5 protein-coding genes are annotated in these 12,781 nt (G+C 63.4%); 3 read left to right on the plus strand and 2 right to left on the minus strand.

Going from position 1 to position 12,781, the window contains the following annotated elements:
* Positions 1-152: 152 nt before the first annotated feature.
* Together rpoB and rpoC are read left to right on the plus strand one after the other, a co-directional pair.
* Complete coding sequence (gene rpoB / locus CQ050_RS04775; protein WP_105555687.1) at positions 153-4,265, plus strand: DNA-directed RNA polymerase subunit beta; 4,113 nt, start codon at positions 153-155, stop codon at positions 4,263-4,265.
* Positions 4,265-8,509, plus strand: a complete 4,245-nt coding sequence (gene rpoC / locus CQ050_RS04780) for a DNA-directed RNA polymerase subunit beta' (protein WP_105555688.1) — start codon at positions 4,265-4,267, stop codon at positions 8,507-8,509. The genes rpoB and rpoC overlap by 1 nt, the downstream gene beginning before the upstream one ends.
* 131 nt (positions 8,510-8,640) lie before the next feature.
* Here the strand turns inward: rpoC and CQ050_RS04785 are convergent, their stop codons facing one another.
* Positions 8,641-9,036, minus strand: a complete 396-nt coding sequence (locus CQ050_RS04785) for a TssQ family T6SS-associated lipoprotein (RefSeq protein WP_105555689.1) — start codon at positions 9,034-9,036, stop codon at positions 8,641-8,643.
* Positions 9,037-9,189: 153 nt separating this feature from the next.
* On the opposite strand from CQ050_RS04785, the gene CQ050_RS04790 reads away from it, so the two are divergent.
* Positions 9,190-10,449 (plus strand): serine/threonine protein kinase, encoded by a 1,260-nt coding sequence (locus CQ050_RS04790; protein WP_105555690.1) that lies wholly within the window; start codon positions 9,190-9,192, stop codon positions 10,447-10,449.
* An 8-nt stretch (positions 10,450-10,457) separates the two neighbouring features.
* Here the strand turns inward: CQ050_RS04790 and CQ050_RS04795 are convergent, their stop codons facing one another.
* Positions 10,458-12,773, minus strand: coding sequence for a CHASE2 domain-containing protein (locus CQ050_RS04795; RefSeq protein WP_105555691.1), 2,316 nt, complete (start codon positions 12,771-12,773; stop codon positions 10,458-10,460).
* Between the last annotated feature and the right edge of the window lie 8 nt (positions 12,774-12,781).

A 12,781-nucleotide genomic window follows, 5' to 3' on the forward strand; every position in this document is an offset into this window, starting at 1 on the left:
CAACTGCCCGGGGACAGCACAGTTTGCAGTCCCCGGGCTTTTGCGTTTCCAGGAAACCCCTACTGGGGTCATGCCTTTTCAGAGGGGTTTCCTGGAGTCGTATCACCTAGGGCCGTGGTTGACGGCCCATGCAACCTCGAGTCGGAGTGCTCATGCCTTACTCGTACACCGAAAAAAAGCGCATCCGCAAAAGCTTCGCCAAGCGTGAAGACGTTCAAAACGTTCCTTTCCTTTTGGCGACACAGCTTCAATCCTACCTAACTTTCCTGCAGGCGGATACCGCCCCGTCCGATCGCGTAGCCGACGGTTTGCAGGCGGCGTTCTCGTCGATTTTCCCGATCGTTAGTCACAACGGTATGGCGCGCTTGGAGTTCGTGAGCTACGTGCTCGGCGAACCGGTGTTCGATGTCAAGGAATGTCAGCAACGTGGTCTGACCTATGCCTCGCCCCTGCGAGCCAAGGTCCGCCTGGTGCTGCTTGACCGCGAAGTCAGCAAGCCGACCGTGAAAGAAGTGAAGGAACAGGAAGTCTACATGGGCGAAATTCCGCTCATGACGGGCACGGGTTCCTTTGTCATCAATGGCACCGAGCGTGTCATCGTGTCGCAGCTGCACCGTTCGCCTGGCGTGTTCTTCGAACACGACCGCGGCAAAACGCACAGCTCCGGCAAGCTCCTGTTCTCGGCCCGCGTGATTCCTTACCGCGGTTCGTGGCTGGACTTCGAATTCGACCCGAAGGACGTCCTGTTCTTCCGCGTCGACCGCCGTCGCAAGATGCCTGTCACGATCCTGTGCAAGGCCATCGGCATGACGCCGGAATCCATCCTGGCCAACTTCTTCGACTTCGATAACTTCGAATTGAAGAGCGAAGGCGCGATGATGGAATTCGTGCCCGAACGTTGGAAGGGCGAAATGGCCCGCTTCGACATTTCGGATCGCGATGGCAAGGTCATCGTCGAAAAAGACAAGCGCATCAATGCCAAGCATCTGCGCGATCTGGCTGCCGGCGGCATCCAGCGCATTTCCGTGCCGGAAGACTTCCTGTACGGCCGTGTGCTGGCCAAGAACATCGTCGATGAAGACACTGGCGAGGTCATCGCCAATGCCAACGACGAAATCACGGAAAGCGTGCTGAGCGCGCTGCGCGCCTCGAACGTCTACGATATCCAGGCGCTCTACACGAACGACCTGGACCGTGGTCCGTACATCTCGCAAACGCTGCGCACCGATGAAACCGCCGACCAGATGGCCGCGCGTGTTGCCATCTACCGCATGATGCGTCCTGGCGAACCGCCCACCGAAGAAGCGGTGGAAGCGCTGTTCCAGCGTCTGTTCTATAGCGAAGAGACGTACGACCTGTCGCGCGTCGGCCGCATGAAGGTCAACAGCCGTCTGGGCCGTGGTGAAGACATCACCGGCCCGATGACGCTGACCAACGAAGACATCCTTGAAACCATCAAGGTGCTGGTTGAGCTGCGTAACGGCCGTGGCCAGATCGATGACATCGATCACTTGGGTAACCGTCGCGTGCGTTGCGTGGGCGAACTGGCCGAAAACCAGTTCCGCGCAGGCCTCGTGCGTGTCGAGCGCGCCGTCAAGGAACGTCTGGGCCAGGCCGAGACGGAAAACCTGATGCCGCACGACCTGATCAACTCCAAGCCGATCTCGGCCGCCATCAAGGAGTTCTTCGGTTCGAGCCAGCTGTCGCAGTTCATGGACCAGACCAACCCGTTGTCGGAAATCACGCACAAGCGTCGCGTTTCCGCACTGGGCCCGGGCGGTCTGACCCGCGAGCGAGCCGGCTTTGAAGTCCGCGACGTGCACCCGACCCACTACGGCCGTGTCTGCCCGATCGAAACGCCGGAAGGCCCGAACATCGGTCTGATCAACTCCATGGCGCTGTACGCTCGCTTGAACGAGTACGGCTTCCTGGAAACGCCTTACCGCAAGATTATCGACGGCCGCGTCAGCGAGCAGATCGATTACCTGTCGGCCATCGAAGAAAGCCACTACGTCATTGCGCAGGCTAACGCCGCGCTGGACGAGGACGGCGCCTTCGTGGACGACCTGGTTGCTTGCCGTGAAGCGGGCGAAACGATGCTGACCTCGCCGGCCAACGTGCATTACATGGACGTTGCCCCGTCGCAGATCGTGTCGGTTGCTGCATCGCTGATTCCGTTCCTTGAGCACGACGACGCGAACCGCGCACTGATGGGCGCCAACATGCAACGTCAGGCCGTGCCTTGCCTGCGTCCGGAAAAGCCGGTCGTGGGCACGGGTATCGAACGTACCGTGGCCGTTGACTCGGGCACGACCGTGCAGGCACTGCGTGGCGGCCTGGTCGACCACGTTGACGCCGAGCGCGTCGTGATTCGCGTGAACGACGAAGAAAACGTCGCCGGCGAAGTCGGCGTCGATATCTACAACCTGATCAAGTACACGCGTTCCAACCAGAACACGAACATCAACCAGCGTCCTATCGTCAAGCGTGGCGACAAGGTCGCCAAGGGCGACGTGCTGGCTGACGGCGCATCGACCGACCTGGGCGAACTCGCCCTGGGTCAGAACATGCTGATCGCGTTCATGCCCTGGAACGGCTACAACTTCGAAGATTCGATCTTGATCTCCGAAAAGGTTGTTGCCGATGACCGCTACACCTCGGTGCACATCGAGGAACTGACGGTTGTCGCCCGCGACACGAAGCTCGGCCCGGAAGAAATCACGCGCGACATCAGCAACCTGGCTGAGACGCAACTGAACCGTCTGGACGATTCGGGCATCACGTACATCGGCGCCGAAGTCAGCGCCGACGACGTGCTGGTCGGCAAGGTCACGCCCAAGGGCGAAACCCAGCTGACGCCGGAAGAAAAGCTGCTGCGCGCCATCTTTGGTGAAAAGGCGTCCGACGTTAAGGACACCTCGCTGCGCGTGCCTTCGGGCATGACCGGCACCGTGATCGACGTGCAAGTGTTCACGCGTGAAGGCATCGTGCGCGACAAGCGCGCCCAGTCCATCATCGACGATGAACTGCGCCGCTATCGCCAAGACCTGAACGACCAGCTGCGCATCGTTGAAAACGACCAGTTCGACCGTATCGAAAAGATGCTGGTCAACAAGACCGTCAACGGCGGCCCGCGCAAGCTGGCCAAGGGCGCCACGATCACCAAGGCTTACCTGGCTGATCTGGACCGCTGGCAGTGGTTCGACATCCGTCTGGCCGATGAGCCGCACGCTGTCGTGCTGGAACAAGCCAAGGAATCGCTGGAGCAGAAGCGCCACCAGTTCGATCTGGCCTTCGAAGAGAAGCGCAAGAAGCTGACGCAAGGCGACGAGCTGCCCCCGGGCGTGCTGAAGATGATCAAGGTCTACCTGGCCGTGAAGCGTCGTCTGCAGCCTGGCGACAAGATGGCAGGCCGTCACGGCAACAAGGGCGTGGTCTCGCGTATCACCCCGGTGGAAGACATGCCGCACATGGCTGACGGCACGCCGGCCGACATCGTTCTGAACCCGCTGGGCGTGCCCTCGCGGATGAACGTCGGTCAGGTGCTGGAAGTGCACTTGGGCTGGGCTGCCAAGGGCGTGGGCCACCGCATTGCCGATCTGCTGCGCGACGAGCGCACTGCGCAGGTCAAGAACGTCCGTGCCTACCTGGACAAGGTCTACAACACGACCGGCTCCGGCGCCCGCATCGACGAGCTGACCGACGAAGAAGTCATGGAAATGGCCCAGAACCTCAAGAACGGCGTGCCGTTCGCGACGCCCGTCTTCGACGGCGCGACCGAAGAGGAAATCACCACGATGCTGGAACTGGCCTATCCGGATGACGTCGCCGAGCGCATGGCATTGACGCCTTCGCGTACGCAGGCATGGCTGTTCGACGGCCGCACGGGCGAGAAATTCGAGCGCCCCGTGACGGTTGGCTACATGCACTACCTGAAGCTGCACCACTTGGTCGACGACAAGATGCACGCGCGTTCGACGGGTCCGTACTCGCTGGTCACGCAGCAGCCGCTGGGTGGTAAGGCGCAGTTCGGTGGTCAGCGTTTCGGGGAAATGGAAGTGTGGGCGCTGGAAGCATACGGCGCCGCGTACACCCTGCAAGAAATGCTGACGGTGAAGTCGGACGACATCACCGGCCGTACCAAGGTATACGAAAACATCGTCAAGGGCGACCACGTCATCGACGCCGGCATGCCGGAATCGTTCAACGTGCTGGTGAAGGAAATCCGCTCGTTGGCCCTGGACATGGATTTGGAGCGTAACTAATGAAAGCGCTACTCGACCTATTTAAGCAAGTCTCGCAAGACGAGCAATTCGATGCCATCAAGATCGGCATCGCCTCGCCCGAGAAGATCCGTTCGTGGTCTTACGGCGAAGTTCGCAAGCCCGAGACCATCAACTACCGCACGTTCAAGCCTGAACGTGACGGTTTGTTCTGCTCCAAGATCTTTGGCCCGATCAAAGACTACGAGTGCTTGTGCGGCAAGTACAAGCGCCTGAAGCATCGTGGCGTGATCTGCGAAAAGTGCGGCGTTGAAGTTACCGTTGCCAAGGTTCGCCGTGAACGCATGGGCCACATCGAGCTGGCCAGCCCCGTCGCGCACATCTGGTTCCTGAAGAGCCTGCCGTCGCGTCTGGGCATGGTGCTCGACATGACCCTGCGCGACATCGAACGCGTTCTGTACTTCGAAGCCTGGTGCGTGATCGAACCTGGCATGACGCCGCTCAAGCGCGGCCAGATCATGTCGGATGACGATTTCCTCGCCAAGACCGAAGAGTACGGCGACGACTTCCGTGCCCTGATGGGCGCGGAAGCCGTGCGCGAACTGCTGCGCACCATCGACATCGACCGCGAAGTGGAAACGCTGCGCGGCGAGTTGAAGGCCACCAGCTCTGAAGCCAAGATCAAGAAGATTTCCAAGCGCCTGAAGGTGCTGGAAGGCTTCCAGAAGTCGGGCATCAAGGCCGAGTGGATGGTCATGGAAGTGCTGCCCGTGCTGCCGCCGGACCTGCGTCCGCTGGTGCCGCTGGACGGCGGCCGCTTCGCGACCTCCGACCTGAACGACCTGTACCGCCGCGTCATCAACCGCAACAACCGCTTGAAGCGCCTGCTGGAGCTCAAGGCGCCGGAAATCATCCTGCGCAACGAAAAGCGGATGCTGCAGGAAGCCGTTGACTCGCTGCTGGACAACGGTCGCCGTGGCAAGGCCATGACGGGCGCCAACAAGCGCCAGCTGAAGTCCCTGGCCGACATGATCAAGGGCAAGAGCGGCCGTTTCCGTCAGAACTTGCTGGGCAAGCGCGTCGACTACTCGGGCCGTTCGGTCATCGTGGTGGGCCCGCAGCTCAAGCTGCATCAGTGCGGTCTGCCCAAGCTGATGGCCCTGGAACTGTTCAAGCCGTTCATCTTCAATCGTCTGGAGATGATGGGCCTGGCCACGACCATCAAGGCTGCCAAGAAGCTGGTGGAAAGCCAGGAACCGGTGGTCTGGGACATCCTGGAAGAAGTCATCCGCGAACACCCGGTCATGCTGAACCGTGCGCCCACGCTGCACCGTTTGGGCATCCAGGCGTTCGAGCCGGTCCTGATCGAAGGCAAGGCCATCCAGCTGCACCCGCTGGTTTGCGCGGCGTTCAACGCCGACTTCGACGGTGACCAGATGGCTGTCCACGTGCCGCTGTCGCTGGAAGCCCAGCTGGAAGCGCGCACGCTGATGCTGGCGTCCAACAACGTCCTGTTCCCGGCCAACGGCGAACCGTCGATCGTGCCGTCCCAAGACATCGTGTTGGGTCTGTACTACACGACGCGTGAGCGCATCAACGGCCGCGGCGAAGGCATCTTCTTCACCGACGTCGCTGAAGTGCAACGCGCCTATGACAACGGCGAAGTCGAACTGCAATCCCGCGTGACCGTGCGTCTGAAAGAGCACGAGCGCGACGAGGCTGGCGAATGGCAACCGGTTATCCGCCGTCACGAGACGACGGTCGGCCGCGCGCTGCTGTCCGAAATCCTGCCGAAGGGTCTGCCCTTCACGGTCCTGAACAAGGCCCTGAAGAAGAAGGAAATTTCGCGCCTGATCAACCAGTCGTTCCGCCGTTGCGGCCTGCGCGACACGGTGATCTTCGCTGACAAGCTGATGCAGTCCGGCTTCAAGCTGGCCACGCGCGGCGGTATCTCGATCGCCATGGGCGACATGCTGATCCCGACCGCCAAGGAAGGCATCCTGGCCGAAGCCAGCCGCGAAGTGAAGGAAATCGACAAGCAGTACTCGTCGGGTCTGGTCACGTCCCAGGAACGCTACAACAACGTGGTGGACATCTGGGGCAAGGCTGGCGACAAGGTCGGCAAGGCGATGATGGAACAACTGGCCACCGAGCCGGTTGTGAACCGTCACGGCGAAGAAGTGCGACAGGAATCGTTCAACTCGATCTACATGATGGCTGACTCGGGCGCCCGCGGTTCGGCCGCCCAGATCCGCCAGCTGGCCGGTATGCGCGGCCTGATGGCCAAGCCGGACGGCTCGATTATCGAAACGCCCATTACCGCGAACTTCCGTGAAGGTCTGAACGTGCTTCAGTACTTCATCTCGACTCACGGCGCGCGTAAGGGTCTGGCCGATACGGCACTGAAGACCGCAAACTCGGGTTACCTGACTCGTCGTCTGGTCGACGTGACGCAAGACTTGGTGATCACCGAGGACGATTGCGGTACGTCGCTGGGCTACAACATGAAGGCCCTGGTGGAAGGTGGTGAAGTCATCGAACCGCTGCGCGACCGCATCCTGGGTCGTGTTGCCGCCGTGGACATCATCAACCCGGACACGCAGGAAACGGCCATCGTCGCCGGCACCCTGCTGGACGAAGACCTGGTCGACACCATCGACCGCATCGGCGTGGACGAAGTCAAGGTCCGCACCCCGCTGACGTGCGAAACGCGTCACGGTCTGTGCGCACACTGCTACGGCCGCGATCTGGGTCGCGGCTCACCGGTCAACCAGGGCGAAGCAGTTGGCGTTATCGCTGCCCAGTCCATCGGTGAACCGGGCACGCAGCTCACGATGCGTACGTTCCACATCGGTGGTGCGGCGTCGCGTTCGGCCCTGGCCAGCGCGGTGGAAACGAAGTCCAGCGGTCTGGTGGGCTTTGCCAGCACGATGCGCTATGTCACGAACGCCAAGGGCGAACGCGTTGCGATTTCGCGCTCGGGCGAACTGGCGATCTTCGACGACAACGGCCGCGAACGCGAACGCCACAAGATCCCGTACGGCGCGACCGTGCTGGTGGGCGATGGCGAAGCCGTGAAGGCTGGCGCACGTCTGGCGACGTGGGACCCGCTGACCCGTCCGATCGTGTCGGAATACGGTGGCGCCGTCCGCTTCGAGAACATCGAAGAAGGCGTGACCGTTGCCAAGCAGGTGGACGAAGTCACCGGCCTGTCGACGCTCGTCGTCATCACGCCGAAGACCCGTGGCGGCAAGATCGTCATGCGTCCGCAGATCAAGCTGGTGAACGAAGCTGGCGAAGACGTCAAGATCGCCGGCACCGATCACTCGGTGAACATCTCGTTCCCGGTGGGCGCGCTGATTACCGTGCGTGACGGGCAGCAGGTTGCCGTGGGTGAAGTTCTGGCGCGTATTCCGCAAGAATCGCAAAAGACCCGCGACATTACCGGCGGTCTGCCGCGTGTGGCCGAACTGTTCGAAGCCCGTTCGCCCAAGGACGCCGGCATGCTCGCCGACGTTACCGGTACGGTGTCGTTCGGTAAGGACACGAAGGGCAAGCAGCGTCTGGTCATCACCGACCTGGAAGGCGTGAGCCACGAGTTCCTGATTCCGAAGGAAAAGCAGGTTCTGGTGCACGACGGCCAAGTGGTGAACAAGGGCGAAATGATCGTGGACGGCCCGGCCGATCCCCACGACATCCTGCGCCTGCAAGGCATCGAGAAGCTGGCGACGTACATCGTCGACGAAGTGCAGGACGTTTACCGTCTGCAAGGCGTGAAGATCAACGACAAGCACATCGAAGTGATTGTTCGTCAGATGCTGCGTCGTGTGAACATCGTTGACGCTGGCGATACCGAGTTCATCCCGGGCGAGCAAGTCGAGCGCTCCGAACTGCTGAACGCCAACGATCGCATGGCTGCCGAAGACCGTATCCCGGCAACCTACGACAACGTGCTGTTGGGTATCACGAAGGCCTCGCTGTCGACCGACTCGTTCATTTCGGCTGCATCGTTCCAGGAAACCACGCGTGTCCTGACCGAAGCCGCCATCATGGGCAAGCGCGACGACCTGCGTGGCCTGAAGGAAAACGTTATCGTCGGCCGCCTCATCCCGGCGGGTACCGGCCTGGCTTACCACCACGCACGCCGCGACAAGGAAGAGCTGGAGGCAGCGGAACGCGAAGCCGCTCGCCAGCAGGCCAACCCGTTCGAAGACTCGCCGGTTACGGTGGGCGCGGACGACCAGGCCCCGGCCGCCGACGTCGGCACGGACGATTCCGCCGAATAAGCGGAATCCCGGTCAGCCCCCCGCGCGCCGTCCTGGCGCGGGGGCTGAAAACAAGAAGGCCGCTGATGCGAATCAGCGGCCTTTTTCTTTTTGCGCGGCTGGCTTGTCGTGCAAGCCGGCGTGCGCTGCGGCTACTTCCCGGCTTGCGTCCGCGCGCGTTGGAAGGCCGGTCCCCAGGACGGGTGTCCGGCTTCGTTCGGGGCTAGTTCAAAAGTAGGATCCAGCGCCAGGATGCGGGCGAAGCTGTCTTGGCACAACTGGGCGTAACGCGTGACGCAATAGCTGAATGCCTGCAACTTGTAGGCTTCGACGCGCATGGCGCGGGGTGAAGCGGCCAGGGCGTCCGAGGTGGCGACACCGCGGATGACTTCGCCGTAGCGGCCGGCGCCATAGGCGTCACGGATTTGTTGCAATTGCGTCAGCGCCTCGGGGGTAGCGGGGGCTTCGGGCTGGCCGGATGGGAGTCCGGCGCAGCCCGCCAACATCAAGGACGCGCCGAGCAGACTGCTCAGAAAGCGAATTTTCATGGCTTGAAAGGGAAGTAGGGATATTGGGCGGTACGCTATCGTGCCACAGCCTGATGCGCTCGGACATTTTCGGCAATGTCCTGGTGTTGCGGATTGGATAATATTCAGGCTAATCAACCTTTGCACATGACGCGCATGAGCGCAATTCCGATAATGCCTTCGTCCACCGGCCTCCTGACGCCGCGTGGCCCCTTTTCTGGCGCTGCGCCGCTTGCCCTGCGTCCCTTGAGTGCGATCGCCGCCAGCACGGCGGGGGGCGTGCCGGAAACACGCATCAAGCGGCTCCTGTCGGATCTGCTGCCGTCGCTGATTGCCTTGCACGCGCAGGGCGAAATCTGTGGCGATATCTCGCTGGAAACCGTGGGCATGGACGAGGGCGCGCGCGCGCATCTGCTGCCCGAACTCGTGGTGGCGCGCTCCCGTCGCGCAAGCCGAAGCCCGACTCCCGGTTTCGCGCCGTTCGAGCTCTATTCCGACTCCACCGAATGGCCGCGTGGCCCCTGGAGCGACGTCTACGCCTTGTGCGCGGTGATGCATGCCCTGGTGACCGGCCATCGCCCGACGCCCGCGCCGGAACGCCGCGCGATGGACACTTACGAGCCGTTGGCATCGCAAGGCCTTTCCAAGTACAGCCCCGATTTCCTGGCCGTCATCGATAGCGGGTTGGCCATGGCGCCTGCCGATCGGCCGCAGACCTTGGCCGAGCTAGCTGCCTTGCTGGGCGTGGCGGCATACATCGAACCGGCGCCGGTTGAAGCCGACGCCACGGCGGGGGCCGCCTATGTGCCGCCGCCCACGGCCCATGCGGCCAAGCCGGCCAGCCGCCGCCGTCCGCTGTTGGGGCTGCTGTCCGTCGTGGCGCTGATCGGCATCGGCATGTATGCGTGGGTCCATTGGGGCATGGGGACGCCACACTCTTTGATCACAAGCTCGGAACTGGTCCAGCCCAACCCGCCAGCGGTGCTCCCGGCCCCGCAAACGAACTTGCCGCCTGTCGCGTCGACGCCGCCGCTGCCCACCGCCCAATGGCAACCTTCCGCGCCGCCCGTGCCCCAGCCGGAACAGGCGCCCGCTACGAAGGAGCCAAGCGCGGCGGAGTCACCCGCTCCCGCCGCCCCGGCGGAAATGCCGGATCCCACCGCTCAAGCGCCGGCTGCCGCGGCCCCGTCTGCCAATGAGGCACCCAAGCCCAGGCCGTTGGCGGTGCCCGTGACGGTGCGCCTGGACATCCGTCCTTGGGGCGAGGTGTGGATCAACGGTATCGCGCGCGGGATCAGCCCGCCCGTCAAAGAGCTGCGCTTGATACCTGGGAAATACCAGGTGGTGCTGCGCAACGCGGACTTGCCGCCGTATCGGGGCACGCTGGAGATCAAGGCCGGCAAGCCCGGCGTGATCTCGCACACCTTTCAATAGGGGCTGCGCTACGGCGCGTCGGGCGCTGCGGGCAGGCGCAAGGTGAATACCGAGCCGACGCCCGGTTCGCTGCTGACTTCCACCGACCCGCCATGGCGTTCGGCCACCGTGCGCACGAACGCCAGGCCCAAACCCGCGCCGCCCACATCGCCGCGCGTTTCCACGCCTATCCGCGAGAACGGTTCGAACAGGCGGGCCAGATCCGCCTCGGCGATGCCTTGGCCCTGGTCGCGGACGTGCACGCGCCAGAAACCGGGCGTTTCGTCGATGCTGCATTCGATCCGTGTCTGGGCAGGGCTGTATTTGATGGCGTTGTCGATCAGATTGCACAGCGCGCGCATCAAGAGCGTCTGGTCGCCGCGCGTGTAGGCGGCGGGCAATGGTAGCCGCAGTTCCAGCGCGATGCCACGCTTGTGGGCAGACGCCCAGAATTCGTCGACGCCGTCCTGCAGCAGGCTGCCCAGGTCCAATTCCACGGCGCTGATCGTCATGGATTCGGCCCGCGTCAGATGCACGAAGTCGTCGACAAGATGCAGGGTGCGGTTGGCCAGTGTGGCGATGCGGGTCAGCGTATCGGCGTGGCCGTCTTGCGTACCGGCCTCCTGCTTCATCTCCACCAGCGCCAGGATGGAGCTTTGCGGGGCGCGCATGTCGTGCGAGATGAAGCGCAGGGTCTCTTCGCGCTGTCGCTCCGCCTGACGGATGCGCGAGATATCGGTCAGGGTGGCGACGGTGCCGGCGAAGTTGCCTTCGGCGGTATGGATGGGCGCGCATTTCAGGATCAGGTCGCGGCCGGCGTAATCGCGCACTTCCAGGTCCGCGCTCCAAGGCGATGTGGTATCAGCGGGGCGTTGTCCGCTTAGTGCCTCCGCCACGCGTTGCCGCGTGGCGTCGTCGGAAATCGTCTTCTCGAGCAGGTGCGTGGCGGGGTGGCCGACGCGCGGCGGGCGCATGCCCAGGCGCTGGAAATACATGACGGCCGCCTGGTTTCGGAACTGCATGCGGCCTTCCTGATCGAAGACCAGCGTGGCGTCGGGCATGCCGTCCAGCCCGTCGGCCAGGAAACGCCGCAAGTTCCGCACACGCGCCAGCGCGCGCCCCAATTCGCCCACCCGGCTTTCCAACGACGCGTTGGGGCCGGTGAGTTGGGCGCGGGCCTCGTTCAACACCGGCGGGTATTCTCGCTGCAGCCGGCGCAACTCGTTGTCCATGTAGCGCAGGGCGGCTTCCTGGCTGCGCCAACTCCAGAGCGGGTAGCACAGCGCCACGCCGATCAGCGCGGCGGTCGGCGCGAACCATAGGTTGGCGTGGGCCAGCAGCATCCACGAGGCCAGAAGAATGCCCGCGATCAACGCGACGCTGACCAGCAGCGCGCGCTTGGGCGACAGCCGCCACAACGCCAAGCATGCCAGCAGCACGGGCAGGGCGGAGAACACCGCATTCCAGGCGGCGGCCGGCCGCTGGTACGCAATGCCGTCGCGCGCCGCTTGCAGCAGATTGGCGATGATCTCCACGCCCGACATGCCGGCAAGGTCATGCGAGACCGGCGTGGGGTAGGCGTCGCCCAGCCCCGTGGCCCAGGCACCGACCAGCACATACTTGCCGCGGATTTCGTCGGGCGGCACATCGCCGCGCAGCAGCGACAGGTACGAGACGGTGCGCATGTGGGCTGTAGAGCCGGCGTAGGGGATCAGGATGCTGCCGTCGGGCCCTGCCTTTTGCAGCAGTTGTTGCGCTTTATCGGCCTGGCCGCCGACCTCGAGCATGGACAGGGCAAGATGGAGGCGGCGTTCGCCGGCGAACGTGGTCGCTGGCGTCGCTTCGCGCACGACACCGTCGGAATCGATGCGGGCGTTGATGAACCCGCTGGATGCGGCTGCTTGCGCCAAGGGCGGGATGGGGGCCGCCATGGACGAGGGATTGACCAGGCGGTCCAGCACGACCGGCAGGACGGTGCGGCCGTTGCGCCGGATGCTGTCAGCCAGAAGCCGGTCGTCGTTCGGGTTGACGGTGTCGCTTTCCGCGAAGATCAGATCCAGGCCGACGGCGCGGGCGCCTTGCAGGCGGTCCAGCAGCGCCGCATGGATCGCGCGTCGCCATGGCCAGCGTCCCAGCGTATCGATGCTGGCGTCGTCGATGGCGACGATCAGGATGTCGGGGTCCGCCGCGCGGCTGGTCAGCCCCGCGACACGATCGTAAATAATCTGGTCAACCCGGCCCAGACCATTGAGCGAGCCCAGCACGGCCGCCAGCACCGCCAGCGCTATCGTCAACCACAGTCCTGAGCGCGAGGTCCGGTCAACGGTGTCGACAGCGTCGGCCATGAAGCGCG

It is taken from the genome of Achromobacter sp. MYb9 (assembly GCF_002975275.1).
In the GTDB taxonomy this organism is placed as follows: Bacteria; Pseudomonadota; Gammaproteobacteria; order Burkholderiales; family Burkholderiaceae_B; genus Achromobacter.